Here is a 26836-nt window from a genome sequence, read left to right as displayed (position 1 = left end):
CCAAAGCAAGTTTGCACGCAAAATCGGGCAATCACCGCTCGACAATCGGTTGCGGCGCAAATTATCTATAAAACATGGCAAAGACCGCAGACGACACTATCGCCGTGCGCATCAGCAAGGTGCTGGCGGATCGCATCATATCGGGTGCGATCGAACCCGGCGCCCGGCTGCGGCAGGATCACATCGCCGAGGAATTCCAGACCAGCCATGTCCCGGTGCGCGAGGCCTTTCGGCGCCTGGAGGCGCAAGGGCTGGCGGCCAGTGAGCCCAGGCGGGGCGTACGCGTCGCTGCTTTCGATCTCGGCGAGGTAAGGGAAGTCGCCGAAATGCGGGCAGCGCTCGAAGTGTTGGCGCTGCGCCATGCCGCGCCGCATCTGACGGCTTCCATTCTCAATCTTGCCGAAGAAGCCACAAAGGCCGGCGACAAATCCCGCGATGTCCGCTCTTGGGAGGAGGCCAACCGCACCTTCCACCGGCTGATCCTGGCGCCCTGCGGCATGCCGCGGCTGATCGCGACCATCGACGATTTGCACGCAGCAAGCGCCCGCTTCCTGTTCGCCGCCTGGCGCTCGGAATGGGAAATCCGCACCGACCAGGATCATCGCGCGATCCTCAGCGCGCTGCGGCAAGGCAACACCGAATCGGCCGCCGCCACGCTTGGCCGGCACGTGCAGTGGATCGGCCAGAAACCAGTCAAGACCGCGTCGGGCAAGATGCGCGAAGCGTTTGCCATCGTCGGGTAGGGACGAAGGGACAAGTCGTCGGATTCCGCGCGTAGCGATCCTTCACACCCCCTCTGTCCTGCCGGACATCTCCCCCGCAAGCGGGGAGATCAACAGCTTTGCCGTTGCGTTAGTCCTGCAACGTCGGCCATTGCCGAAAGCAAAGGCGACATCCGATCTCCCCACTTGCGGGGGAGATGGCCGGCAGGCCAGAGGGGGTGCTGTCCCGCCAGCCTTTCCAAATGTCCTTTATTCGACACGCAAGCCCAAGCCTTTTTAGGGGTGAGGGTTGCCATTCCCGCGCAAATATGGATTCGATAATAGATCGAACAACAAAATTATCTATAATTTCAAACCAGCTAGGAAGCAACCATGACCGACATCGCCTTTTCGCCGTCCAAGCCGTCCTTCAGCCCGTTGCGCCTGCAAACCCGCTCGCATAGCTGGCAGGCCGCGGCCGTCGTCCTCGGTACGCTGTTTCTGGCGCTGTTGTCCCAGATCGAGGTGCCGATGGTGCCGGTGCCGGTCACCATGCAGACCTTCGCCGTGACGCTGGTCGGCGCACTTTATGGCTGGCGGCTTGGCGCCATGACCATCATCGCCTGGCTCGCCGAGGGCGCCGTGGGCTTTCCTGTCCTGTCCGGAGGGGCAGCGGGCGCGTCGTATTTCGTCGGGGCAACGGGCGGTTATCTCTTCGCCTTCCCGCTCGTCGGCGCGCTTGTCGGCTGGCTGGCCGAGCGCGGCTGGAACGGCAACCGCGTGCTGCTCGCCTTCGCCGGCATGGTCCTCGGCAACCTCGCCTGCCTGGTTCTCGGAACGGCCTGGCTCGCCGTCATGATCGGCCTCGAACAGGCCATCGCCTTCGGTTTCCTGCCGTTCCTCGTCGGCGGCCTGCTGAAATCGGCGCTCGGCGCCGCGACGCTCAAGCTGTTTTCCGGTAAGGCGGACCCGGCAGGAGCATGATCCCGAAAAATGAGTCCGGTTTTCGGAAGAGATCATGCTCAAACAAAAAGATGGAGCCCCATCCCGATACCATCGGGATGGAACAGGCTCCGCTGGCGCGTCCTGACCGATGACCGTCCGGCTGCGCTCCCACCATCTGCTTTGCCTGCTGACCTATGTCGGCAAAGGGTACAGCGCAGCCTTCGTCGCCAATTATGACGCGATCGCGAAACGTCTGGGCCGGGGCGAGGATATTCTGATCGTCTCCGGCCCCGACGACATCTGCCGGCCGCTGCTCGGCGAGGCCGAGCCCCACTGCTTGCGCGAAAGCGCCGCAGGCCGGGACGAGCTGGCAGCACGCGATGTCGGCAAGCTGCTGGCCCGGCCCATCGAGGCGGGCGTCCGTCTCAGCCTCGACGCGGCAACGCTTGCCGCCTTGCGCGCGGCCTTTTCAGCCGGCGTGACGCGCGAGGCCTGCCAGGGTTGCGAGTGGGCCGGCCTGTGCAGCACGATAGCGGAGGGCTTCTATCAGGATACGCGCGTCCAACGTCCATTTTAGTCCGGCCAGCCTCAAGTTCGAATAGACCCGCTCAAGAAGACCTGCCGGAACCCGTCCTACGATTGCCAACGAGGCCAGCGTAAGGTTCTGTCCGTCAATCGCGCTTCCTCGATCGCTGCCTGCGAAACCTGGTTGAGCCTGCGGATCCACAGGGCGGTCCAAACAATGCTCTATCCAGCGCAAGGAAGAACTTCGCGAGACGAGCCGCGGCATTTCCAGCAGTTCACCATCAGAACTTGTAGGCCAGCCCAATTCGAATATCGTTGGTTTTCAGATCCACGTCATAATCTTGAAAAAGGACGGCTCCGGCCCGCGTTGTCCCGAAGTCAGAGTAGCGGTATTCAACACGGCCGATAAGGCTGTCCGTGAATGCATAATCGGCGCCAACACCTACTGTCCAGCCGCTCAAAGTGTCGTTCAAGGCATGTTCTGTCCCAACGACAGTATTCCCCACGTCATAGTGAGCAAATGCACCGCCGGCCGTCACGAACGGCAGAAACCTATCGATGCTATAGCCGAGACGACCTCGTATCGAGCCGGTCCAATCGACTTTCCCATCGAAGTTTTGATCGGGAAACGAAATACCCGCAGCGCTTAGGAGCGGTGATAACCCGTGGACATCTGCGTAGTTGATGTCGCCCTCGATGCCGAGCACCAGGTTGTTACCCAACTGGTAATTGTAGCCTGCGTAGATACCTCCAACGAATCCGTCCGGGTCCATGGGGCCAGTAAATCCTGGAGATCCAGTGTCGCTATAGTCAGCTTTTGACTTCGCCCAATTGTAGCCGGCTTCTATGCCGATATAAGCCCCTGTCCAGTTGAACGAAGTGGCTGCCGGCATATCAAGCACGGTATCCGCTGAAATAGCTGAACCGGTAAGTGCCGCTACAAAACCCAAGGTCGCAAAAAGTGTTGCCCGCATAAATCCCTCCAAGCTGGGTATACTACGTACACTTCTCGATCTATTGCGTAACAAATATGACACAGTAGATGGAAAAGCATGGTCCCAACAGAAGCTGATACGTCATCGATTTCTTCATCAGCGCCACCTTTTTCAGCCGGTGTGACACGGGAGGTCTGCGGGGGCTGAGAGTGGGCGGGGCTGTGCAGTGCGATCGCAGAGAGCGGCTACCAAGGTGCGCTTGTGAATTTTCAGCTTAGTCCAGCCTGCTTCAAATTCGAATAAACTCGCTCGCGAAGGTCTGCCGGCACTCGTCCGACAATTGCGTCGAACGAGGTCAGTGTAAGCGTGCTGTCCATCAACCGCGCTTCCGCGATCGCCGCTGCCGCATCCTTGGTTCGACCCAGTGCAACCAGGGAAACGGCTAGCGCCAGCCTCGACCAGGTCTCGCGCGCATGCAGCGCGGTTGCACGGCGGGCAGCCATTTCGGCAGCTGTAAAATCGTTCAGCCAATAGTGACTGAACGATTGCAGGGTCATAAACATTGAGCCCAATGGATCCCTGGGGTTCAGCCGCATTGCCTGATCGACATATCGCAGGGCCTCGCCAGGTCTGCCCGCCCAGAAATGAAGCTGCGCCATACCGAAATAAGCTTGTGCGAAACTTGGGCTGAGATCGATCGCTTTCGACAGATGGCGCACGGCCCGTTCCTGGTCGCCGGTGAGTGTCAACAGGCGGCCGAGTACCACATGGCTGAATGCGTCGCTGCCGTCGAACGCGATCGCCGCTTCGGCCTCATGAATTCCGGCAGCCAAAGTCGTTTTGACATCCTCGGCGAAATGCCAGGTTACGGCCGCGAAGCAAACATAGGCGAGGCCGGCATGCGGCAGGCCGAAACCTGGTTCCAGCTCCAGGGCGCGTCGAAAATGCGTCTCTGCCTGTGCGTTGTCGCTTCGCGTGAACCGGAAGGCATGCCACATACCGCGATGAAACATCTCCCATACGTCGAGATTTTCCGGCCGTTTACGGGCCGCCCGTTCTCGTTCAGCAGCCCGCACTTCGGCATCGACATTGGCGATGATGCGCGACACCACCTCGTCCTGCACGTCGAAGACGTCTTCGGCCGCACGGTCATAGCGCTCCGCCCACACGCAGCGGTCGCCGGAGGTGTCGAGCAGTTGTACGGCGACGCGGAGTTGATTGCCGGCACGGCGCACGCCACCGCTGAGCACGTAACGGACATCGAGTTCGCTTGCTGCGACACGCGCCTCGACGGCCCCTTTTCCGTAGTCGAAAGTCGATTGTGGCGCGATGACGAGAAAGTCCTTCTGACGCGATAGCTCGGTGATGATGTCCTGCGACAGGCCACTTGCCAGGAAGTCTTGCTGGTCACCGCTCTTGCTGGCAAAGGACAGCACTGCAATCGAATGTCCGCGCGGTCGCTCGGTCGGCCATGTCGTCGCAATAGCCGCCTCGCCGCTGGCCTTGGGGGCGGGCGCATCCGCTGGACGGACGATCTCGCCCGTGGCCGTTCCGTTCGAAGCGATTTCGCGCGACAGCCTTACGGTTTCCAGCGAAGGTTCGACACCGAGTTCGCGCTTGAGCAGGTCGCGGCAATCTTGAAACTGCGCCAGCGCGCGCGACCGTTCACCTGCCTTGGCATGGAGCCGCATCAACAGCCTATGGCTTTCCTCGCGCAGATTGTCGATCGCCAGCAATCGCTGGCCTGCGGTTTGAGCCTCGGACATGTTCCCCGCGTCCACGAGCTTGATGGCGATCCGCTCGAGCACCGTCTGCGCGAGATTGCGGCACCGCGTCCGTTCGAATGTCAGCCAATCTGAGAAATCGGCGCTTGCGGTGAGGCGGCTCTCCAGAAACTCACCATAACTCCAGACAAACAACCCATTGTCTTCCATATCGGTGGGATTGCCGGCAAGGGCTGCAAGCTGGTCGGCATCGACGGCAACTGCCGCCGGGTCGAGAACGACGGAGTCGCGATCTCCGACAAGCGCTTGTGGCCCGAGTGCGCTGCGCAGCGACGACAGCGCCTTTCTAAGGCTGCCGCGCGCCTGTTCCTCGTTGCGCTCGCCCCAAAACAGTGCGGCAAGCTTGTCGCGCCCGTGTGGGCGCCCGGCGGGCATGGCCAGATAGGCCAGCAGCAATTCGCATTTGCGCGTCGGCAATTCGACCGGCTGTCCGCTGTTGCTGCGCAACTCGAAGCCACCGAGCAAGCGGAGATCGTGCGGCCCGGCTGTCACGGGTAGCCCGCTCGCGTCAGCTGCCGAGACCTTCGCCTCCACCGGCATTTCCCCTTTTTCGCGACGATTTCCCGAAGATTTCACGCTCCGCGAACGCCGGCTTCCCGTTCGTCCCCGATATACCGCCCATCGCGATCACGGTGGTCGCCAGCAAGGAATGGAGATGGACAATGAGCATGGATATCATGAAATCAAATGGCGCCCAAGCCGCCGCGCCAGGCGGTCTTTATCGTTTCGGTGGGTGGTTGAGATCGGTGGCGGAAGCGCGGGCCGGATTGCAGACGCGTCGCGCTATCGCGCTGCACGACATTCGCATACTCGACGGGTTCAGTGACCAGCAACTCATCGACATCGGCGTGAGCCGGTCCGACATCGTCGGCGCCGTCACCTCCGGCCATCGGTCAACGGACACCACTCGCACCGAAACCCATGGTGCCAGCAGCGATGACGACCATGAAAAAACAATCCCTTACCAGGATTTCACCCTCGAAATGGTGGTGAATATGTTCGATCGGCCCGCTGTGTCCGGCGATAGCGGCACAACGGACCGATCACAGCAAGCATCGGGCGCGCCTGCGGATGGCGTGTCGCCGGTACGCTCCATGTTCACGAAACGCCGCTGGCTTACTGGCTTCATGGTGGTGCTCGCCGCAATTGCCGGTGCAGTGGCGGTCTCCGCCGACGCCCATGCCGGCAAGAAAATTCAGGGCGCGAATCACGACTTCTCTCAGTTGATGAAGCGCCGTGGCACAGTGGCGATCGATGACTCCAAGATATTTCACGCGGCACCGCGCAGTAACATGCTGGTTGAGGCTCGACGTCTGGGCTTGAACCAAACGGCTGGGAAAATTGGTTGTCACGCCTTTGGCTGCAAGGCCAAGAAGCCAATCCTGAACAAGGATACAAAACTCCCATGCAAGGTCGTCGGCTGCAAACCCGGGAAGCCCGACGACGGCCATCATGGCCACCATAATGGTCACCATCATGGCCGTCACAACCACGATTTCTGGCTGCCGGGTGGTGTGACGATCGTTGCCTCGGACCATGGTGGCTGCAGCTACGAATTCTGGAAATGGAAAATGACCGGCTGGCGTTTCTGGCGGCACAGCTATCTCGCCTGTCGCGGCTGGAATGATCGCGCCGGCCGCACTCGCCGGCTTTACCTCCAGCCCGCTGGCTCAGGCCAGCGGGCTTTTGTCGCCGCGTCGAATACCCTGCGGCGATCAGGTTAGGATACAATCTCAAATCGCAGCGGTTGTTTTACCGCAACGTCCGGCGGCGCAATTTTCGGCCTTGAAGTTCGGCATAAATTAGCGCTTCTAGTGATCAATAATCGAGCGTGGGACATCGCAATGAAGAAAACCTATTCGAAGCCAACGCTTTCCAGGCGTGGTAAACTGTCAGCGGTAACAGCCGGCAACTCGAATTCTGTGCCGGACCCGACGTAAGGCCGAGATACTGCCGTTGCGAATGCTGCTCCGCCAATGGCACACCCGAGCTGGCTAGCTTTGACATCCGAACCATCCGCTATCCCATCGCGCGATGCTTTATAATCGGGTGACCCGATTGTGAATTCGGCCCGGATTGAAGCCTGACCCCAAAAAGGCCATGCTTTGTCAGGAAACATCGAGTCTATGGCTTCTCCGCGCCGACGCGGGATGGCGCTTGGCTGAAAGGGATACGATGCGGCAAGGACGTGCGCGCTGGCTCGCGGGGCTGGCAATTATGGCAGGGATGGCGATTTCTCCATTGCCTGCCTACGCCAAGGAATCGACCGACCCGGTCAAGATCACCTCCTTCTCGGGCGCCTATCTCGCCGCCCGCATCGCCGAAGGCGACAACGACCTCGACAATGCCATCGCTTATTACAAGCAGGCGCTCGCCTTCAATCCCGGCGACACCTCGCTGCAGCAAAGCCTGATGCTGTCGCTGATCGCGCAAGGCCGCTTCGAGGAATCGCTGGTCTATGCCGACAAGCTCAAGGCAGTTCCCGACGTCGAGCGCTTCTCGCGTCTGGCTCTGGCGGTCGATTCCTTCCACAAGAAGGATTTCACCAAGGCGCAGTACTGGCTCAAGCTGTCGCTCGAATCCGATCTCGACCGGCTGATTTCCGGCGTCATGTCCGGCTGGGCACAAGAGGGCGCCGGCGACCCCACCGGGGCGATGGCCTCGATCGACAAACTGCAGGGGCCTGACTGGTTCGGCCTGTTCAAGTCCTTCCACCGCGCGCTGATCGCCGATGCCGCAGGCCTGTCGGATAGGGCCGACGCGCTTTATGACGCGACCCTGACCGACGTCACGGCCGGCGGTGCCGCGCCCGAGACATGGATGCGCAACGCCCAGGCCTACGCGTCTTTCCTGGCGCGCAAGGGCAACAAGAACAAGGCGCTCTACGTGCTCGACAAGGCCGAGGCGTTCGCGCCTGGCAAGCTCGACATCCAGGCGCTTCGCGACAGGATCAGCAAGGGCGACAAGATCGAGCCCTTCGTCGCCAGTCCCTCCGAAGGCGCCGCTGAAATCCTGCTCGACCTCGCCATCGCGCTCAATCGCGGCGGCGGCGAGCCGTTCGTGCGCCTCTATCTGCAATATGCGCTCGCGCTCAAGCCCGACAGCGACGCCGCTTTGGTGCAGCTTGCCGCCGTTGCGGAGCAGCTGAAGGACGGCGAAGGCGCCATTGCGCTCTATAGCCGCATTCCAGCCTCCTCGCCGCTGAAGGAGCTTTCCGACCTGCAGCTCGGCCTCAACCTTGCCGATCTCAACCGTCACGACGAGGCGATCGCCCATCTCAAGGCATTCGTCGAAGCTCACCCCGATGACATGCGCGCCTATCTGGCGCTCGGCGGGGTCTATGCCTCGAAGGAGGATTTCCGCTCCGCCGCCACTCTCTACGACAAGGCGGTCGCGGTGCTGAAGACGCCGACCAATGCCAACTGGAACATCTACTATCAGCGCGGCATCGCCTATGAGCGGCTGAAGGAATGGCCCAAGGCCGAACCGAACTTCCTCAAGGCGCTGGAACTGTTCCCCGACCAGCCGCAGGTGCTGAACTATCTCGGTTATTCCTGGGTCGACATGAACATGAACCTCAAGGAAGGCCTGGCGATGATCCAGAAGGCCGTCGACCTCAGGCCGAGCGACGGCTACATTGTCGATTCGCTGGGCTGGGCCTATTTCCGCATGGGCCGGTTCGACGACGCCGTGCGCGAAATGGAGCGCGCCGTGTCGCTCAAGCCGGAAGATCCGGTGCTCAACGACCATCTCGGCGATGCCTATTGGCGCGTCGGCCGCAAGCTCGAAGCCACTTTCCAGTGGAACCAGGCGCGCGACCTGAAGCCGGATCCCGATGTGCTTGCCATTTTGCAGCAGAAGCTGATGAAGGGCCTGCCGCCGATCGAATCCAACACGGCGCAGGAAACCCCGAAGGTCAAGCCGGCCACCCCGCCAGCGCCGAAGGGGTGATCGGGCAATACTTCTGATGAAACGGGGCTCGCTGAGCCCCGTTTTTTCGGCTTGGCGTCTTAGAGCAATTCCAGGAAAGTGTGCGCGGTTTTCCGTTCGGAATTGCGACAGAAACAAAGAGATAGAGACGCCCTATCGCGATCGTCATTCTATGGCGGAGCAAGGAGCGAAGCGACGCGACCCAGACCCAGCGTTGGCGCTCATTCTAGAACAGCTTTCGGTAGACGACGAACCCCGAGAGATCGCCGATCTTGTCGTAGAGCTTCATCGCCGTGTGGTTGGTTTCGTGTGTCAGCCAGTAGACGCGGCTGGAGCCTGCGGTTTGCGCCCTGGTATAGACGTCTTCGATCAGTGCCCGGCCGACGCCCTTGCCGCGCGACGCCTCATTGGTGAAGAGATCCTGCAGATAGCAGTTCGGCGAAATCGCCGTCGTGGTGCGGTGGTAGAGATAGTGGACAAGGCCGAGAAGCTTGCCTTCGCTCTCGGCGACCAGCGCATGCATCGGCTCATAGGCATCGAAGAAGCGCGACCATGTCATTGCAGTGATGTCACCGGGCAAGGCGGTCTCGCCCGAGCGGCCGTAAAACGCATTGTAGCCGTCCCACAGCGGCAGCCATTGCTCGTAATCCTCTCGGGTGACGGGGCGTACGGTGAACTGGCCTTGCATGGCTGAACCTTTGTCGTTGAAGCTGGGCGAGCAAACGGCCACCGGCACCGTCCGGCAATGGGCCAGTCCGAAGCAAAGCGTTCAACCTCTCATCAAGGCGGCGATGGGCGCTGCCTTGACGCCTACCGGCCCGGCAACTAGGGAATGGCATCATTTCAGCGCTTTCCGAGGCCGCCGTGACGTCAGACAGTCCAGCCCATATGCATCCCAGCCGCTCGTTCCAGGGGCTGATCCTGACCCTGCACAATTACTGGGCCGCCTATGGCTGCGTCATCCTGCAGCCTTACGACATGGAAGTCGGCGCCGGCACCTTCCATCCGGCCACCACGCTGCGCGCGCTCGGGCCCAAGGGCTGGAACGCTGCCTATGTCCAGCCCTCGCGAAGGCCGAAAGACGGCCGCTACGGCGAAAACCCCAACCGGCTGCAGCATTATTACCAGTACCAGGTGATCCTGAAGCCCAACCCGCCGAACCTGCAGGAGCTCTATCTCGGCTCGCTCAAGGCGATCGGCGTCGATCCGTTGCTGCACGACATTCGCTTCGTCGAGGACGACTGGGCAAGCCCGACGCTTGGCGCCTGGGGGCTCGGCTGGGAGTGCTGGTGCGACGGCATGGAAGTGTCGCAGTTCACCTATTTCCAGCAGGTCTGCGGCATCGAATGCGCGCCGGTGGCGGGAGAACTGACCTACGGCCTGGAGCGGCTGGCCATGTATGTGCAGGGCGTCGACAATGTCTACGACCTCAACTTCAACGGCCGAGAAGGCGCCGAAAAAGTCACCTATGGCGATGTCTTCCTGCAGGCCGAGCAGGAATATTCCAGGCACAATTTCGAATATGCCAACACCGCCATGCTGCTCAGGCATTTCGAGGACGCCGAAGCCGAATGCAAGGCGCTGCTCGCGGCCGGCGCCCCGGCTTCGAACGACAATCTGCCGATGCACCGCATGGTCTTCCCGGCCTATGACCAGTGCATCAAGGCCAGCCACGTCTTCAACCTGCTCGACGCGCGCGGCGTGATTTCGGTGACCGAGCGGCAGAGCTACATCCTGCGGGTGCGCAATCTGGCGAAAGCCTGCGGCGAGGCATTTTTGCAGACCCAGGCCGGCGGGCTCGCCGCCTGAGGCTCACTTCATCATTTCGGGGGAAATGTTGATTGGCGCCGAGAACTGGCCAGACGATCCCGCCATGGTCCGCATAGCCTGCCGCACACCCGGCATCGAGAAGGCGCCATGCACCTGCGCGGCGAAACAGGCGCTGAGCGCGATGATCTGGAGAAGTCTCGATGCCGTTTTCATGGTCGTTCAGCCAATAGGTCCCTGCCTGAGCGTTGGTCGCTTCAGCGCTGCGTTTGGTTCATGGAAATCTTTGATCCAAGGACGGGCGGGCTGGTTGCGGCCCGACAGCGCCTTGAAAATTTTAGAAAATCGGCCCGGGCCGACGATCGGCAAGCGCAGAGGGTGACAGCGGCCAGCCGAGTTGCTATGCCCCGCCGACCATTGTCGCGCGAGCCTAACCATGCCGGATCTTTTGCTAGAACTTCGCTCCGAGGAAATCCCCGCCCGTATGCAGCGCAAGGCGGCGGGCGATCTCAGGAAGATGCTGACCGACGGTCTGGTCGAGGCGGGTCTGACCTATGACGCCGCGCGCGAATACTGGACGCCGCGGCGCCTGGCGCTCGATGTCAGGGGCCTGACCGCGCGCTCGAAGGATATCCACGAGGAGATCAAGGGGCCGTCGACGACGGCGCCGGAACAGGCGGTGCAGGGTTTTCTGCGCAAGGCAGGCCTTGCCTCGGTTGCCGAGGCGCATGTTCATTCCGATCCGAAGAAGGGAGATTTCTACGTCGCCCATATTTCGAAGCCGGGCAGGGCGGCGGAAGAAATCATCGCCGAACTGGTGCCGGCCATCATTCGCGGCTTCCCCTGGCCGACATCGATGCGCTGGGGGCCGGCTTCAGCCAAGCCCGGTTCGCTACGCTGGGTGCGGCCGCTGCAGACGATTCTGTGCACCTTCGGGCCGGAGACCGAGGAGCCGGTGGTGGTCGATTTCGAGATCGATGGCATCCGCTCGGGCAATATCACCTACGGCCATCGTTTCATGGCGCCGGGAGAAATCACCGTGCGCCGCTTCGACGATTACGTGACCAAGCTGGAAGCGGCCAAGGTCGTGCTCGATGGCGACCGCCGCAAGGAGATCATCCTTGCCGACGCCCGCAACCTCGCCTTCGCCAACGGGCTCGATCTGGTCGAGGACGAAGGGTTGTTGGAAGAAGTGTCGGGCCTGGTCGAATGGCCGGTGGTGCTGATGGGCGAATTCGAGCAGGCCTTTCTTGCCATACCGCCAGAAGTGGTCCGGCTGACCATCCGCGCCAATCAGAAATGCTTTGTCACCCGGCCGCAGGGCGACGGCGAAAACCTCTCCAACCGCTTCATCCTCACCGCCAACATCGAGGCCAAGGACGGCGGCAAGGAGGTCGCGCACGGCAACGGCAAGGTGGTGCGTGCCCGCCTGTCGGACGCGCTGTATTTCTGGAAGACCGACCAGGGCGATCTGCCGGATCTGGAGCAGCTCGAGGCGTCGGCGAAGAAATTCGGGCTCGATCTGAAAAAGCCGCTCGACCAGCGCATGGCCCGCCTCGACCATCTCAATGTCACCTTTCACGCCAAGCTCGGTACGCAAGGCGATCGGGTGGAGCGGATCAAGCGGCTGGCGCAGGAGCTGGCGCCAACAGTGGCGCAGTCGATCTCCCCCCTTGAGGGGGAGATGGCCGGCAGGCCAGAGGGGGTCGCTTCGGCTGCCGCGACGCCGTCCGGTCTCTCGAAGAAAGAGGGAGTTGGCACTCCACGCGAGACGACCCCCTCTGTCGCCTTCGGCGACATCTCCCCCTCAAGGGGGAGATTACCGCGCGCGCCGCTCGCGCCGCTGTGCTGGCCAAAGCTGACCTCACGACCGAAGCAGTGGGCGAGTTTCCGGAACTGCAAGGCGCCATGGGGCGCAAATACGCGCTGCTGCAGGGCGAGCATCCGTCCGTGGCCGCGGCGATTGAGGAGCACTACAAGCCGCAAGGTCCGTCGGATAGCGTGCCGACCAATCCGGTGTCGATTGCCGTCGCGCTGGCCGACAAAATCGATACGCTGGTCGGCTTCTGGGCCATTGATGAAAAGCCGACGGGGTCTAAGGACCCTTACGCGCTGAGAAGGGCCGCACTGGGCGTGGTGAGGATCCTGATCGAGAATGGGATCTCACTGCCGCTGACATCGCTCTTCGATAGTGCCTATCAAACGGCGAGTTATCCCGCGTCTAAGGCTGGACGGGCCTTTGGCCCCGACCTCCTCGCCTTCTTCCACGACCGCCTGAAAGTCTATCTCCGCGACCAGGGCGCTCGGCATGATCTCATTGACGCCGTGCTGGCAGGTGGTGGAAGCGCGCCAATCTCCCCCCTTGTGGGGGCGGCGAAGCCGACAGAGGGGGGCGCTGTCCCGCCGACCTCTCATTCTGGCGCGCCCCCCTCTGCCCTGCCGGGCATCTCCCCCACAAGGGGGGAGATCGGCCAATCGCACTCGGACGACCTCCTGCAGATCGTGCGCCGCGTCGAAGCTCTGGGGTCCTTCCTCGACACCGAGGACGGCAAGAACCTGCTCGCGGGCGCCAAGCGGGCGGCCAACATTCTGGCCGCCGAGGAGAAGAAGAAAACGGCCATCGCCGAAACCGTTGAGCCGGCGCTGTTTCGCGAGGAGGCCGAGAAATCGCTGTTTGCAGCGGTGAATCAGGCGGAGAGAGAAGCCGGCGAAGCGATTCAAAACGAAGACTTTTCCGCCGCCATGCTGGCGCTTAGCGTGTTGCGTGAACCGGTTGATTCATTCTTTGAACGCGTTCTCGTGAATGATGAGGACCAGGCCGTGCGCGCCAACCGCCTGGCGCTGCTGGCTCGCATCCGCACGGCCACCGATCAGGTCGCGGATTTTTCCAGGATAGCTGGCTAAAGGGCAGATAAGCCCGAATACGGCGACGACAAGGGCGGCGCTCGCACGCCGCCCTTCTTGTCCGGAACCAACGTGTCAGTCTCCGTCAGTCCTCCCGAGGTTGACGAAGTCAATCCTCCAAAATGCTGACACGCACGCTGTCTGAATAGACGTCGACCTGGATCAGCGGCTCGCCATTGACGATGGCGTTCCGTGTCGAGGAGCTCATCGCGCCACCGCGCTTCAGCATGCGTTCCAGATACGCGCGATCATCGTTGCTGCGGAACCAGTCATCGCCCTGGTCGTCGGCATCGCGCCGGTGGAACTTGTGCCAGTTGGCGCGGTCCTGCCGCACCATCTGTGCTGCGCTGCTCAGCTCATAGCCGTCGCTGGCATGGTGGTCGCGATCGGAAATGCGCGCGACGTAGGACCCTAGCTCGTCACCGGCCTGCGCGCCGCCGACACCTATAGGTGACGCCAGCAACAGGCCGGCAATAGTCAAAGATTTCGTCATGTTCATGATAACCCCTCGCTCTTCTAGAACCCGGCGCGCTCATGCCAAACCCGATTGGCGAAATTGGGGCCGCCGCCGCCAAGCCGATCGTGCGCCGGGCTGTCGATTGGCGTCAAGCGGCATGGATCGGCCGACTGTCTTGGCCGACTGTTTTGGCTGAATGGCCTACTCGGCTTTGCCGACGCCCTCGATCGGCTGCTGCGGTGTTGTTGCCGGCTGCGGCGCTGCCGGTTGCGACTCGGGCTTGCCGTTCGATGCCGTTGCAGTTCCGGCTGGTGCGGTCTCTGCCGTCGGCTCAGTTGCCGGCGCCGCGGCGCTCGCCCTGGCCGGAGCCGGCGCGGCGAAGGCGCCGCCGACGATGCCGCCGCGAATGATCATCGGATCCTGCCTAGGCTTTTCGGGGATCGCCGCGACCTTTTCATAAGTCACATCGGGCTGGGCATCGCCGAGCGCGACGATCGATGGCGTCGAGGCGGTCCTGACCGGTTCGGATCCGCCAACCTTGATGACCGATGGCGTCGAGGTCGAGACGCCGAGAAAGACGATCGACGAGGCGTGCGCCCCACCGGTCATCGCCGCCAGGGTGAAACCAAGCGCTCCAAGCACACGCATCGACATCGAAACCGTCCCCTTGCCCAACAAGCCGCCAGCCCTAACCCAAGTAGCCTTAACCCGAGTGGATTGATGCCGGCTTGCAGGGAAACATAGCATTTTAGGCATTGATAATTCGCCAACGCCGGCTTGCCCGAAAACCACTGCCGTATTAGAGCAATTCCAGGAAAAGTGAGTAGCGGTTTTCCGTCCGGAATTCCGCAAAAACAAATACTTAGAGCGTTTAAGCGAACAGCTGAACCGCTCTAATGCATGTCGCTCAAAAGTGGCCCCGGTTTTGAGAGAACGACATGCATCAAAACAAAGACCTAAAGCGCGTCGCATGAATCCGGTTCAGCGCGACGCGCTTTAGGTCCGGTGCCTGTGAGGTGAAGCGAGTGGCTGAGATACTATCCGTCGGCGAAGCGATGGAGCAGGCGTTGGCGCTGCTTGAGGGCGGCGACGTGGTCGCCATCCCGACGGAGACCGTCTATGGACTGGCCAGCGACGCGACCAATGGCGTCGGCGTCGCCCGCATCTTCGAAGCCAAGGGCCGGCCGCGCTTCAACCCGCTGATTGCCCATGTCGCCGATCTGGCGATGGCAGAGCGCATTGCGGCCTTCGATCCGCTGTCGAAACGGCTGGCCGAGGCGTTCTGGCCGGGGCCGCTGACGCTGGTGCTGCCGCTCCAACCCGGCAACGGCATCCATCCGCTGGTCACCGCCGGGCTGGACACGATCGCGCTGCGCATGCCGAGGGGCTTCGGCGGAGAGCTGATCGCCAGGCTCGGCCGGCCGCTGGCCGCGCCCAGCGCGAACTCTTCGGGCAAGATAAGCGCGACGACAGCGCAAGCCGTGGCGGCCGATCTCGGCGCCAAAATCCGGCTGGTGGTCGATGGCGGCGCCACCCCGGTCGGGCTGGAATCGACCATCGTCAAGGTCGAAGGCAACAGCGTGCGGCTGCTGAGGCCAGGCGGCATCGCTGCCGCCGATATCGAGGCCGTCACCGGCATTAAGCTGCAGCGCGGCGCGACAGCCGGCATTGAGGCGCCCGGCATGCTGGCGTCGCATTATGCGCCGCGCGCATCGGTGCGGCTCGATGCACAGAGTGTGGCTGAAGGCGAGGCCTTGCTGGCCTTTGGTGGCGACCGCGCCGAAGGCTGGCAAGCGGCGGCCGCCTTGCGCAACCTGTCCGCGTCAGGCGATTTGCGCGAAGCCGCAAGCAATCTGTTCGCGTATTTGCAGGAACTCGACCGCAGCGGTGCGGCGACGATCGCTGTCGAGCCGATCCCGTTCGATGGGCTTGGCGAGGCGATCAACGATCGGCTGTTTCGTGCCGCTGCCCCCCGTGACAAGCTCGACTGAGCGCCATAGTTTGCGCCGATGAACGACTCCCCCTTCGACCTCGATCCCGCTCTCATCGACCGCTTCACTGCCATTGTCGGCGAAAAATATGCACTGCGCGACCAAGCCGATATTGCGCCGTATCTTACCGAGCGGCGCGGGCTGTGGCACGGCAGGACGGCCTTGGTGCTGCGTCCCGGCAGCGTCGACGAGGTGAGCCGTATCATGCGGCTGGCGAGCGAGACGGGAACGCCGGTCGTGCCGCAAAGCGGCAACACCGGGCTGGTCGGCGCCCAGGTGCCTGACGCATCCGGCCGCGAGATCGTGCTTTCTTTGTCGCGGCTGAACCGCATTCGCGAGATCGACGTCTTCTCCAACACGGTAACAGTCGAGGCCGGCGTTATCCTGCAGACGCTGCAGGAAGCGGCCGATGCCACCGACCGGCTGTTTCCGCTGTCGCTCGCCGCGCAAGGGTCCTGCCAGATCGGCGGCAATCTCTCGTCCAATGCCGGCGGCACCGGCGTGCTTGCCTATGGCAATGCGCGCGAACTCTGCCTCGGCGTCGAAGTGGTGCTGCCGACCGGCGAGGTCTTCGACGATCTGCGCAAATTGAAGAAGGACAACACCGGCTACGATCTGAAGAACCTGTTCGTCGGCGCCGAAGGCACGCTCGGCATCATCACCGCAGCGGTGCTGAAACTGTTTCCCAAGCCCAAGGGGCGCGAAGTGGCCTTTGCCGGCCTGTCGTCGCCGGAAGCAGCGCTTTCGCTGTTCAGCCTGGCGATGGACCGGGCAGGGGCGGCACTCACCGCCTTCGAGCTGATCGGCCGGCGTCCGTATGATTTCACGCTGCGCCATGCGCAGGGCGTCACGCGGCCGCTGGCGCAGGATTGGCCATGGTATGTGTTGATGCAGGTGTCGTCGGGCCGTTCGGCCGAGGACGCCAGGGGGCTGATCGAAGAAGTGCTGTCGGCAGGCCTCCAGCAAGGCATCGTCGGCGACGCGGTGATCGCGGCCAGCCTGGCGCAGGGCGACGCGTTCTGGAACTTCCGCGAGGTGCTGCCGGATTCGCAAAAGCCCGAAGGTGCTTCGATCAAGCATGATATTTCGGTGCCGGTGGCATCCATCCCGGCGTTTATCGAAAAGGCGGCCGGTGCAGTGGCTTCGGTCAGTCCGCAGGCGCGCGTGGTCTGCTTCGGTCATATGGGCGACGGCAATCTGCACTACAACATCTCCCGGCCGGAGGGCGGTGACGACGAAGCGTTTCTCGGCCTCTACCACGCCATGAACCATGCCGTGCACGATGTCGTGCGCTCCTTCCACGGTTCGATCTCGGCCGAGCATGGCATCGGCCAGTTGAAGCGCGACGAACTGATCGCCACCGCGCCGCCAATGGCGATCGAACTGATGCGCCGGGTGAAGGCCGTCTTCGATCCGGCCGGCATCATGAATCCCGGTAAGGTTATCTGATCCTTTCAACATTTTGTGGCTGGTCTCATTCCGATAACCATCGCCTGAGATCAGCAAAATTTAACTGACTTTCTTAAGCCGGGCGGCAGAAGCTCGCGCTAATGTTTCACACAACGAGGCCGGGAAAACTGGCCCGGTGGGATCCGTGAAAGCGGCTCTCAGGAGAAACACAGGAAGGCAGCAGATGAACAGTGTATTGAAGCCCGTCTGGGCCGGGCGCAACATGCGCCTCGACCCATTCCGCCTGCCGCAAGTGGTGAGCTATGCCACGCGCGACGACTATGGCGACGTTACCTTCACCATCGACCAGCGCGGCGCCGTCATCCGCCGCACGCTCGAGATGAGCGGCGTGCCGGCGATCATCGCGCTGCCCGCCAACGCGTTTCGCGGCGTCGCCGCCCGCGCGATGGAGGATGCGCAAGGCAATGTCACGGTAACCCTCGAACTCCTGCACAACGACCCGATGCTGTCGGTGCCGCTGCTGGTGGCCGACGATCTCGACGACGTCGCCGCCGACTGGCGCGCCTGGGCCGATGCTTACCGGCTGCAGATGCTGCTGATCGAATCCGACGGCATTGCCCGCACGCTTGAGGAATCGCTCGGCGCCGCCATCAAGGCGCTGCCGGCCAAGGATCGCCGCAAGGGCCGGGTCTCGACCACGCGCCGCCCGCGCTTCCTCGCCCGCCGCAGGGCCGGCAATCTCGGGCTGAGACTGGTGATCGACGGCCAGGAGATTATTTCGAGAGAGTAGAGCGCTCTTCTCCTTCCCCCCTTGTGGGGGAAGGTGGATTGCCGCGAAGCGGCAAGACGGATGAGGGGTGTTCCAGGGAACGCCAACGCCTCACTCCGCTGGAGCACCCCTCATCCGTCTCGGCGCTGCGCGTCGATCCACCTTCTCCCACAAAGGGAGAAGGAAGAGGGAGCCTACACCAGCGGCTTTAGCGCCACCCACAGCGCACCGCCGATCAGGCCGATGAAGATCAACCAGCCGACCTGGTTGTTGGATTTGAACAGCCGCAGGCATTGATCGGGATCGTCGATATCCAGAACCGCTATCTGCCGCGCCATATGGGCGCCGGCGGCGATCAGCCCGGCCAGCGCCACCACCGGCGCCTGCGCCGAGGCGAAGGCGATGGCGAAGCAGACCAGCGTGCCGCCATAAAGCCCGACCAGCCAGGTCTTGGTGTTGTCGCCGAACAGCCGCGCCGTCGAGCGCACGCCGACGATGGCGTCGTCTTCCTTGTCCTGATGTGCATAGATGGTGTCGTAGCCGATCACCCACAGGATCGAGCCGATATAGAGCATGATGGCCGGGCCATCGAGATCGCCGAACTCGACCGCCCAGCCCATCAGTGCACCCCAGGAGAAGGCGAGCCCGAGCACCAATTGCGGCCAGTTGGTGAAGCGCTTCATGAAGGGATAGACGGCCACGATCACCAGCGAGGCGATGCCGAGCGGAATGGCGAAGTCGTTGAACTGCAACAGCACGACGAGGCTCAGCAAGGCCTGGATGACCAGGAATATCCAGGCCTGGCGGCGCGTCACCTTGCCGGCCGGCAGCGGCCGCGAACGGGTGCGCTCGACCTTGTTGTCGATGTCCTGGTCGACAATGTCGTTATAGGTGCAGCCGGCGCCGCGCATGGCGACGGCGCCGACGAAGAACAGGAACAGGAACCATGGCGACGGGAGCAATGTGAGCAGCGGGTCGCTTGCGCGCGGATAGGCGCTGGCCGCAAGCGCTGCCGACCACCAGCAGGGCCACAGCAGCAATTGCCAGCCGATCGGCCGGTCCCAGCGCGCAAGCTGCGCGTAAGGCCACAGCCAGCGCGGCAATATCTTGTAGACCCAATGGCCGCTCGGCGCGTCGGCGACGCGGCCCTGTGCGGCTTTCGACTGGATGGTTTCCATCGTGCTGGAGTGGCAGCAGCGGCGTGCGCCGTCAAGCGGCCGCATTGTCGCTCAGGCGGTGAAAATATCGTGGCTGGCAAACCATTCCTTCGCCACCTCCGTGAAGGCCAGCGCCGCCTTCGACAGCCTTTGCCTTGTGTCATGGGTGAGGATGATGCACTGCATCGGCAGCGGATCGGACAGCGGCTTGCAGACCAGCGGCAGCCCGTCATAACTCCTGTCGCCATAAGGCCTGGTGTAGCTCACCGCGACGCCGAAGCCGTTGGCGACCATGCTGCGCTGCAGTTCGAACGAACTCGCCGTCGATTGCGAGACCGGCGACAGGCCGCGGCTGAGGAACAGGTCCAGCATATGCTGCCAGCTATGCGGCTGGTCGGTGGTGATCAAGGGATGGGTCGCCAGCTCCGCCAGGCTGACGCTGGCCTGGCTGGCCAGCGCGTGGCCTTGCGGCAGAAGCGCGTGTGGCCGCAGCTCATGCAGCAGGGTGCGGGCGAAGTGCGAGGGCAGGCCGAGATCGTAGGTCAGGCCGAGATCGATTGCCGCATCGCCGAGCCGCCGGCCGAGCGTCTCGAAGGTCTCGTCGCGGACCACCACGGTGACCGCCGGGCAGCGTTGCGAAAAAGCGCGGATCAGCGCCGGCGCGAAATAAGGCGCCAGATCCTCGAAACAGCCGAGCACAAGTTCGCCGCCGACATCGGCGTCGCGCGTCCCGAGCCCAACCAGTTCGTCCGCTTCGGCCAGCACCTGCTTTGCCTTCGCCACCGCGCTGCGGCCGAACGAGGTCAGCGCGATGCCGCTGCCGCGCTGGCGCACGAATATTTTCTGGCCGAGCGTCGCTTCGACATTGTCGATCGCCACCGAGATCGAGGGTTGCGAGACGTTCAGCATCCGGGCGGCCACGGTGACGCTGCCGTGACGGGCAACAGTGACGAGGTAGCGCAACTGGGTGAGGGTCAGGTTCATAGAGTAAAGCTATAAGGGAGATGAGAAGTTATTATTTTACGCGATGTGCGGCGGCCGCGATAGTCGGTCATCGAAACAGGAGAGACATGACATGGCCGCCAGACATATCGATGCCGCAGCGATTGCCGACTACCAGCGCGACGGCGCGGTCTGCATACGCGGCGCCTTCAATGACTGGGTTGGCACCATCGCCGCCGGCATCGAGCGCAACATGCAAAACCGCAGCGCCACGGCCTCGGACATCGCCAACGGCAAGGGCAGCTTCTTCGACGATTACTGCAATTGGGAGCGCATTCCCGAATTCGTCGACGTGGTGCGCAATTCCCCGGCCGCGGAACTCGCGGCAGCGGCGATGCAGTCGCGCAGCGCCCAGTTCTTCCACGACCATGTGCTGGTCAAGGAACCGGGCACGCAAAAGCCGACGCCTTGGCACCAGGACATCCCGTATTACTTCGTCGATGGCACCCAGACCGTCAGCTTCTGGATTCCGATCGATCCGGTCAAGGAAGCGACGCTGCGGCTGATCGCCGGCTCGCACAAATGGGACAAGATGATCCTGCCGGTGCGCTGGCTCGATGACAGCAATTTCTATGCCGGCGAGGGCGATTATCTGCCCGTGCCGGATCCCGACAAGGACCCGTCGCTGAAGGTGCTCGAATGGGAGATGGAGCCGGGCGACGCCATCCTGTTCGACTTCCGCACCGCGCATGGTGCGCGCGGCAATCCGACCGCGGCGCGTCGCCGGGCGCTGTCGCTGCGCTGGGTCGGCGACGATGCGCGCTATGTCGAGCGCCCCGGCCGTACCTCGCCGCCCTATCCCGGCCATGACATGAAGCCCGGCCAGAAACTGCGCGAGGACTGGTTCCCGGTCGTCTTCCAGAGCTGATACCGGCCGGGGACGCCGTGCTCTCGGCGCGACGTTCCCGTGCGCAACCGGTATGGCGCAAGGTAAAACTCTTGACCCGCGCCGCCCGGGGCAATAGCGCAGTCCCTGTCGTGAAATGACAAGGGACATCGGCATGCGCGTTTTGTTAATCGGCTCCGGCGGCCGCGAACATGCCCTGGCCTGGAAGATCGCGGCCTCGCCGCTTTTGACCAGGCTCTATGCCGCGCCCGGCAATCCGGGCATCGCCCACGAGGCCGAACTGGTCAAGCTCGACATCGCCGACCGTGCCGCTGTTGCCAGCTTCTGCCAGGACAACGCGATCGATCTCGTCGTCGTCGGGCCGGAAGGGCCGCTGGTCGCCGGCATTGCCGACGATCTGCGTGAGCAGGGCATCCGCGTCTTCGGCCCGTCGAAGCGGGCAGCGCGGCTCGAAGGCTCGAAAGGTTTTACCAAGGACCTTTGCGCCAAATACGGCATCCCGACCGCCGCCTATGGCCGCTTCACCGATCTTGCCTCGGCGAAAGCCTATGTCGAAAAGGTCGGCGCGCCGATCGTCATCAAGGCCGACGGGCTTGCCGCCGGCAAGGGCGTCACCATCGCCATGACGCTGGACGAGGCGCGCGCCGCCCTCGATGCTTGTTTCGACGGCGCATTCGGTGACGCCGGCGCTGAGGTAGTAGTCGAGGAATTCATGACCGGCGAGGAGGCGAGTTTCTTCTGCCTGTGCGACGGCACGACCGCACTTCCCTTTGGCACCGCGCAGGACCACAAGCGCGTCGGCGATGGCGATACCGGCCCCAACACCGGCGGCATGGGCGCCTATTCGCCGGCGCCGGTGATGAGCCCCGAAATGGTCGAGCGCACCATGCGCGAGATCGTCGAGCCGACCATGCGCGGCATGGCCGAGCTTGGCGCGCCGTTCGCCGGTATTCTGTTTGCCGGGCTGATGATCACCGACAAGGGGCCGAAGCTGATCGAATACAACACCCGCTTCGGCGATCCCGAGTGTCAGGTGCTGATGATGCGGCTGAAGGACGATCTGCTGGTGCTGCTCAACGCCGCCGTCGACGGCCAGTTGGCGCACAGTTCGATCCGCTGGCGCGACGATGCCGCGCTGACCGTGGTGATGGCGGCACAGGGCTATCCCGGGACGCCGGAAAAAGGCTCGGTCATCCGCGGGCTGGAAGAGGCGGCCGGTGATGGTGTTGAGATTTTCCACGCCGGCACCGCCATCAATGGCGGCGCGCTGGTCGCCAATGGCGGCCGCGTGCTCAACATCACCGCGTCAGGCAAGACGGTCGGCGAAGCGCAGAGCCGCGCCTACGCCGCGCTCGACCGCATCGACTGGCCGCAAGGCTTCTGCCGCCGCGACATAGGCTGGCAGGCGGTGGCGCGGGAGAAAGCCAGCGCCACCTGAGCCTCAGCGCTCGCGAACGAGTTCCGTCGAAGCGGTGCTGACCGGGTCGGCGGCCTGCGAGAAGGCGGCCTCGAGCAGAGCCTCCGAACGATACGCAGTCCGCTTCCAGGCGACATACTCGGCAATGCCGAAGCGCGCGCGGCGCGGCACCGTCTTGACCACCGGCATGCGGAAGGCAGCGCGGAATGTCTGCCAGCGCGCGCCGAGCACCGCCACCATCTCCTCGACCGTCGGTGGCGTCGCCACATCGGCATAGGTGATGGTGACTTTTCCGGCGAGCCCGGCTGCGCGCGAGACTGGCACCGGTATCGAGGCGAGGTAGTCGGGCGGCACGTCGATCAGGCCGCCGAAGGGCCATTGCTGGCGCAGTGCCGCCGCGTCCATCGGCGCGACGTTGACGTCGATGTCGTTGGGCGTGCCGGCGACGCGGTAGGGGCAGCGCAGGCGCCCGCAATTGGCCTGCGCCGAGAACTGCCACAGCGCATAACCCTGCCAGTTGCCCATCGGAAAATGCACGTCGATGTCGGGCTTGTAGCGCGCATACCAGAGCGGCAGCCGCGACAGCAGACGGTATTGGTAGCGGTTGTCGGCGATGTACTGGGCGGTCTTGCCGTTGGTGTAGAGGATCGGGAAACGGCCGAGCCGCCGGTGCACCTGGCGCACGAATTCCTCGGCATCCTCGAGCGACATCCATTGCGAGGGGTCGTTGCCTTCGAGATCGAGGGCGAGCAGATCGTCAGGGGCTGGCTCGGCGAAATCGATGAAACTGTTGGCCTGCTCGAGCGGATTGCCGGGCGGGCAAGATGATAGGCGCCCCATTTCAGGCCGAGCGCCTTGGCCACCACCTTGCGCGTCTGAAACAGCTCGCGCGTCACCGCAAAGCGTTTCCACAATGTCTTGCAGAGTTTGACCGTAGGCTCGTCGCCGTAGCAGAAATAGGGCGGCGGCAGCCCGTCGGAGGCCTTGTTGATGAAGCCGACAATGCGCTTGTCGGTGGCAAGCTGCGCCCAGTCGATGGAATTGTATTCATAGGCGTCGACCACCAGCGCGCGGTCGCCATCCCGCCAAGGCTCGGAAAAGTCCGAGGCTGTAGCCGCTGACGTCAGCGCCATCATCGCCGCGAGAGCGATCGCTGAGCGGCGAAGAAGATGCGCCGGCGTTTTCAAACAGGGATCCTCGCTGACCAAACACCGATGGTGGACCGGTATGGTTAAGGAAGTGCTTTCGGGCAGGAGTCCTGTCGCTCTCGCGATTTCGTCATTCTATGGCGAAGCAAGGAGCGAAGCGACGCGGCGCGGACCATAGTATGCATTCCGCGACTTCGAAGCGTTGCCACGGCGCGGAATTCTGCACCGTTGCGCCCCTAGCGCGAGGTCGCGACATGGTACTCGGCATCCGCTACGCTCCCGCTCCACCTGTGGACGACGAAGTTCGATGAAAATCCGCGTGACAAAGTTTGACGTTTACGTAAAAAGAAGGTCGGAGGCCGCCCAGAGGCGGATGGTTTTGCATCGGCCCGGGTCCTAGGATCGAGCGGTCGGAGCAGCGGAGTAGAAAGCGGCATGTACAAGGCCCCGGTCGACGACATTTCGTTCACGCTCAAGCATGTCGCCGGGCTCAAACCGGCGCTCGACAGCGGCGCGTTCGGCGACCTCGGCGAAGACCTTGTCGACGCCATCCTGTCCGAGGCCGGCCGCTTCGCCAGCGAGGAAGTGGCGCCGCTCTACAAGATCGGCGACGAGCACGGCGCGGTGCTGAACGATGCAGCCGTGACCACGCCGCCCGGCTGGAGGGCGCTTTACCGCAGCTGGATCGACGGTGGCTGGAACGCGCTGTCCGGACCGGAAGAATTCGGTGGCCAGGGCCTGCCGACCATGCTCGGCGTTGCCGCGCTCGAAATGTGGAACTCCGCCGCCATGGCCTTCGGCATCGGCCCGACGCTGACCATGGGCGCGGTCGAGGCGCTCGACAAGCATGCTTCCCAGGCGCTCAAAGCAAGGTATCTGGCGAAGCTCGTTTCCGGCGATTGGATGGGGACGATGAACCTGACCGAGCCGCAGGCCGGTTCCGATCTCGCCGCTCTGCGCACCCGCGCCGAGCCTGCCGGCGACGGCACCTACCGCATCTTCGGCCAGAAGATCTTCATCACCTATGGCGAGCATGATTTCACCGACAACATCATCCATCTGGTGCTGGCGCGGCTGCCCGACGCACCGGCCGGCACGCGCGGCATTTCGCTGTTTTTGGTGCCGAAATTCCTGGTCAATGATGACGGCTCGCTCGGTGCCCGCAACGACGTCTTCTGTTCGGGCCTCGAGCACAAGCTCGGCATCCATGCCTCGCCAACCTGCACCATGATCTATGGCGACGGTTTTCAAGACGCGACCCCCGGCGCCATCGGCTGGCTGATCGGCGAGGAAAACAAGGGGCTCGCCTGCATGTTCACCATGATGAACAACGCGAGGCTTTGCGTCGGCATGCAGGGCGTGGCGGTGGCGGAAGCCGCGACACAGAAGGCGATCGCCTATGCCAATGAGCGCCGCCAGGGCAAGGCATCCGACTTTTCAGGCGCCGGGATGGCGCCGATCGTCCATCACCCCGACGTGCAGCGCAATCTCTTGACCATGAAGGCTTTGACCCAGATCGCCCGCGCCATCTCGTATTCCTGCGCCCACGCCATCGACTTCGCGCGTCTGTCGGCAGGCGAGGAGGCCGCGCATTGGCGCGATCGCGCCAATCTGCTGACGCCGCTGGCCAAGGCCTTTTCCACCGATATCGGCGTCGACGTTGCGTCGCTGGGTGTCCAGGTCCACGGCGGCATGGGCTTCATCGAGGAGACGGGCGCGGCCGCGCTCTATCGCGACGCCCGCATTGCGCCGATCTATGAAGGCACCAACGGCATCCAGGCGATCGACCTTGTAGCCCGCAAATTGCCGCTTGGCGGCGGCGAGCATGTGCATGGCTATATCGCCGAACTGGAGGCCATCGCTGACGAGGTGCGGACCTCGAACCTGCAGGGCTTCGGCCGCACCGCCGAAGCGCTTGACCAGGCGTTCGACGATCTCACCGAGGCGACGCGCTTCCTGCAGAAGCTGCTGGCCGACGGCCGTCTGGACGAAGCGCAAGCCGGTGCGACCCCCTATCTCAGGCTGATCTCGCTTGCTGCCGGCGGCGCTTATCTGGCGCGTGGCGGACTTGCCCAGCAGAGCCGCATCGCCCTTTGCCGCTTTTTCGCCGAAAACCTGCTCGGCGAAGTCAGCGCCTTGAAGGAACGCGTCATCGATGGCGCCGAGAGCCTCGCTGACGCCGGCAAGGCGCTGATAACGGCCTGAATACCAGAGCGCTCACCAGGGAAGAATGACCGTGACAGACCATATTCTCGTCGAGCGCCAGGGCGCCATCCAGATCATCCGCATGAACCGTCCCGACAAGAAGAACGCACTGACGCGCGCCATGTATGCGACAATGTCCAAGGCGCTGGCTGATGGCGATGCCGACCCGGCGGTCCGCGTCCATGTCTTCCTCGGTGTTTCAGGCGCCTTCTCTTCCGGCAACGATCTCGCCGATTTCCTGGTCATCGCCACCGGCGGTGAGGGCGGCAACGAGGTCTGGGACTTCCTGATGGCGCTGGCCAAAACGGAGAAGCCGATGGTCTCCGGCGTCGACGGCATTGCGGTCGGCATCGGCACCACGCTCAATTTGCATTGCGACCTGACTTTCGCCACGCCGCGCACGGTGTTCCGCACACCCTTCGTCGACCTCGGCCTGGTGCCGGAGGCGGGCTCCAGCCTGCTGGCGCCGCTCATCCTCGGCAGGCAGGGCGCCTTCGCCCTGCTTGGGCTCGGCGAAGGTTTTTCCGCCGAGCGCGCCAAGGCCGCCGGCCTGATCTATGAGGTGGTCGAGGAGGACCGGCTAGAAGCCGCGGTACTCGCAGCGGCCGGCGAGATCGCCGCCAAGCCGCCGCAGGCGCTGAAGATTGCGCGTGACCTGATGCGCGCCCCGCGCCACGAGCTTGTCGCCCGCATCAAGGTGGAGAGCGAGCATTTCTCCGAGCGGCTGAAGTCCGACGAAGCGCGCGCCGCATTGACGGCCTTCATGACGCGCAAGAAGGCATAGGCTCACGCCAAGCTGTATCCGACCTTGGCGGTGGCGGTAGGCGTCAGGGGAAAACCGCTCAAGGGTTGTCAAAGCGCTTCGGCCTGCACTATTTCTCGCTCGATCCTGGCGGCCAGGTGGAGAGGACATGACCCGAGAATTTGTCATCGATGCGCACA

General features: G+C 63.2%; 21 protein-coding genes and 2 pseudogenes. 14 read left to right on the top strand and 9 right to left on the bottom strand.

From position 1 onward, the window contains the following. The first annotated feature begins 74 nt into the window (after nucleotides 1-74). The 3 genes from NKL04_RS16655 (at nucleotide 75) to NKL04_RS16645 (ending at nucleotide 2223) form a co-directional block, all read left to right on the top strand. Nucleotides 75-743, top strand: coding sequence for a GntR family transcriptional regulator (locus tag NKL04_RS16655; protein ID WP_023702055.1), 669 nt, complete (start codon nucleotides 75-77; stop codon nucleotides 741-743). Between the two features lie 351 nt (nucleotides 744-1094). After that, nucleotides 1095-1685 carry a biotin transporter BioY gene (locus NKL04_RS16650; protein ID WP_023702054.1) on the top strand — a complete coding sequence of 197 codons (591 nt, stop codon included), beginning with the start codon at nucleotides 1095-1097 and terminating at the stop codon, nucleotides 1683-1685. Between the two features lie 109 nt (nucleotides 1686-1794). Beyond that, on the top strand, nucleotides 1795-2223 hold the full coding sequence (locus tag NKL04_RS16645) for a DUF1284 domain-containing protein (protein WP_023702053.1): 429 nt from the start codon (nucleotides 1795-1797) through the stop codon (nucleotides 2221-2223). Between the two features lie 229 nt (nucleotides 2224-2452). On the opposite strand, the gene NKL04_RS16640 is transcribed toward NKL04_RS16645, so the two are convergent. Further along, nucleotides 2453-3145: an outer membrane protein gene (locus tag NKL04_RS16640; RefSeq protein WP_031209628.1), complete on the bottom strand. Its 693-nt coding sequence runs from the start codon at nucleotides 3143-3145 to the stop codon at nucleotides 2453-2455. A gap of 230 nt (nucleotides 3146-3375) precedes the next feature. Next, nucleotides 3376-5040, bottom strand: a complete 1665-nt coding sequence (locus tag NKL04_RS16635; protein WP_198029323.1) for a BTAD domain-containing putative transcriptional regulator — start codon at nucleotides 5038-5040, stop codon at nucleotides 3376-3378. 512 nt (nucleotides 5041-5552) lie between these two features. On the opposite strand from NKL04_RS16635, the gene NKL04_RS16630 reads away from it, so the two are divergent. Then, nucleotides 5553-6614, top strand: coding sequence for a DUF1127 domain-containing protein (locus NKL04_RS16630; RefSeq protein WP_023702050.1), 1062 nt, complete (start codon nucleotides 5553-5555; stop codon nucleotides 6612-6614). Nucleotides 6615-7065: 451 nt separating this feature from the next. After that, nucleotides 7066-8841, top strand: coding sequence for a tetratricopeptide repeat protein (locus tag NKL04_RS16625; protein WP_031209626.1), 1776 nt, complete (start codon nucleotides 7066-7068; stop codon nucleotides 8839-8841). A 205-nt stretch (nucleotides 8842-9046) separates the two neighbouring features. Here NKL04_RS16625 and NKL04_RS16620 read toward each other — a convergent pair whose 3' ends face one another. After that, on the bottom strand, nucleotides 9047-9508 hold the full coding sequence (locus NKL04_RS16620) for a GNAT family N-acetyltransferase (protein ID WP_023687114.1): 462 nt from the start codon (nucleotides 9506-9508) through the stop codon (nucleotides 9047-9049). A 176-nt stretch (nucleotides 9509-9684) separates the two neighbouring features. On the opposite strand from NKL04_RS16620, the gene NKL04_RS16615 reads away from it, so the two are divergent. After that, complete coding sequence (locus NKL04_RS16615; protein ID WP_023687115.1) at nucleotides 9685-10629, top strand: glycine--tRNA ligase subunit alpha; 945 nt, start codon at nucleotides 9685-9687, stop codon at nucleotides 10627-10629. A 3-nt stretch (nucleotides 10630-10632) separates the two neighbouring features. On the opposite strand, the gene NKL04_RS16610 is transcribed toward NKL04_RS16615, so the two are convergent. Beyond that, entirely contained in the window at nucleotides 10633-10803 is a 171-nt protein-coding gene (locus tag NKL04_RS16610; protein WP_023702047.1) for a hypothetical protein, read from the bottom strand. A 220-nt stretch (nucleotides 10804-11023) separates the two neighbouring features. On the opposite strand from NKL04_RS16610, the pseudogene NKL04_RS32110 reads away from it, so the two are divergent. Beyond that, nucleotides 11024-13491 (top strand): annotated as a pseudogene (locus NKL04_RS32110) (glycine--tRNA ligase subunit beta); the annotation flags it as partial. A gap of 109 nt (nucleotides 13492-13600) precedes the next feature. Here the strand turns inward: NKL04_RS32110 and NKL04_RS16595 are convergent. Together NKL04_RS16595 and NKL04_RS16590 are read right to left on the bottom strand one after the other, a co-directional pair. Next, a complete protein-coding gene (locus NKL04_RS16595; RefSeq protein ID WP_245263941.1) occupies nucleotides 13601-13984 on the bottom strand; it encodes a hypothetical protein in 384 nt (127 codons plus the stop codon). A gap of 165 nt (nucleotides 13985-14149) precedes the next feature. After that, entirely contained in the window at nucleotides 14150-14602 is a 453-nt protein-coding gene (locus tag NKL04_RS16590; protein WP_023684360.1) for a hypothetical protein, read from the bottom strand. A 371-nt stretch (nucleotides 14603-14973) separates the two neighbouring features. On the opposite strand from NKL04_RS16590, the gene NKL04_RS16585 reads away from it, so the two are divergent. The 3 genes from NKL04_RS16585 (at nucleotide 14974) to NKL04_RS16575 (ending at nucleotide 18139) form a co-directional block, all read left to right on the top strand. Beyond that, nucleotides 14974-15939: an L-threonylcarbamoyladenylate synthase gene (locus tag NKL04_RS16585; protein ID WP_031209625.1), complete on the top strand. Its 966-nt coding sequence runs from the start codon at nucleotides 14974-14976 to the stop codon at nucleotides 15937-15939. Between the two features lie 18 nt (nucleotides 15940-15957). Continuing rightward, a complete protein-coding gene (locus NKL04_RS16580) occupies nucleotides 15958-17388 on the top strand; it encodes an FAD-binding oxidoreductase (RefSeq protein ID WP_023702043.1) in 1431 nt (476 codons plus the stop codon). Between the two features lie 184 nt (nucleotides 17389-17572). Then, complete coding sequence (locus NKL04_RS16575) at nucleotides 17573-18139, top strand: DUF6101 family protein (RefSeq protein WP_023668457.1); 567 nt, start codon at nucleotides 17573-17575, stop codon at nucleotides 18137-18139. Nucleotides 18140-18312: 173 nt separating this feature from the next. On the opposite strand, the gene ubiA is transcribed toward NKL04_RS16575, so the two are convergent. Together ubiA and NKL04_RS16565 are read right to left on the bottom strand one after the other, a co-directional pair. Then, complete coding sequence (ubiA, locus tag NKL04_RS16570; RefSeq protein ID WP_031209624.1) at nucleotides 18313-19296, bottom strand: 4-hydroxybenzoate octaprenyltransferase; 984 nt, start codon at nucleotides 19294-19296, stop codon at nucleotides 18313-18315. 51 nt (nucleotides 19297-19347) lie between these two features. Next, nucleotides 19348-20259, bottom strand: coding sequence for a LysR family transcriptional regulator (locus tag NKL04_RS16565; protein WP_023702041.1), 912 nt, complete (start codon nucleotides 20257-20259; stop codon nucleotides 19348-19350). A 91-nt stretch (nucleotides 20260-20350) separates the two neighbouring features. Here NKL04_RS16565 and NKL04_RS16560 point away from each other — a divergent pair, with 91 nt between their 5' ends. Together NKL04_RS16560 and purD are read left to right on the top strand one after the other, a co-directional pair. Next, entirely contained in the window at nucleotides 20351-21145 is a 795-nt protein-coding gene (locus NKL04_RS16560; RefSeq protein ID WP_023702040.1) for a phytanoyl-CoA dioxygenase family protein, read from the top strand. Nucleotides 21146-21278: 133 nt separating this feature from the next. Next, nucleotides 21279-22562, top strand: coding sequence for a phosphoribosylamine--glycine ligase (gene purD, locus NKL04_RS16555; RefSeq protein ID WP_023702039.1), 1284 nt, complete (start codon nucleotides 21279-21281; stop codon nucleotides 22560-22562). A 3-nt stretch (nucleotides 22563-22565) separates the two neighbouring features. Here the strand turns inward: purD and NKL04_RS16550 are convergent. Beyond that, nucleotides 22566-23677: pseudogene (locus NKL04_RS16550) on the bottom strand (glycoside hydrolase family 25 protein). Nucleotides 23678-24124: 447 nt separating this feature from the next. Between NKL04_RS16550 and NKL04_RS16545 the strand changes: the two are divergent. Both NKL04_RS16545 and NKL04_RS16540 read left to right on the top strand, forming a co-directional pair. Then, nucleotides 24125-25894, top strand: a complete 1770-nt coding sequence (locus NKL04_RS16545; RefSeq protein ID WP_352723865.1) for an acyl-CoA dehydrogenase family protein — start codon at nucleotides 24125-24127, stop codon at nucleotides 25892-25894. Between the two features lie 31 nt (nucleotides 25895-25925). Next, nucleotides 25926-26678 carry a crotonase/enoyl-CoA hydratase family protein gene (locus NKL04_RS16540; protein WP_031204362.1) on the top strand — a complete coding sequence of 251 codons (753 nt, stop codon included), beginning with the start codon at nucleotides 25926-25928 and terminating at the stop codon, nucleotides 26676-26678. Nucleotides 26679-26836: the final 158 nt, after the last annotated feature.

The sequence above is a fragment of the Mesorhizobium sp. C264A genome (assembly GCF_040324515.1).
Classification (GTDB): Bacteria; Pseudomonadota; Alphaproteobacteria; order Rhizobiales; family Rhizobiaceae; genus Mesorhizobium.
The sequence above is the reverse complement of the archived record's forward strand: the minus strand, read 5'-3'. Positions and strand labels throughout refer to the sequence as shown.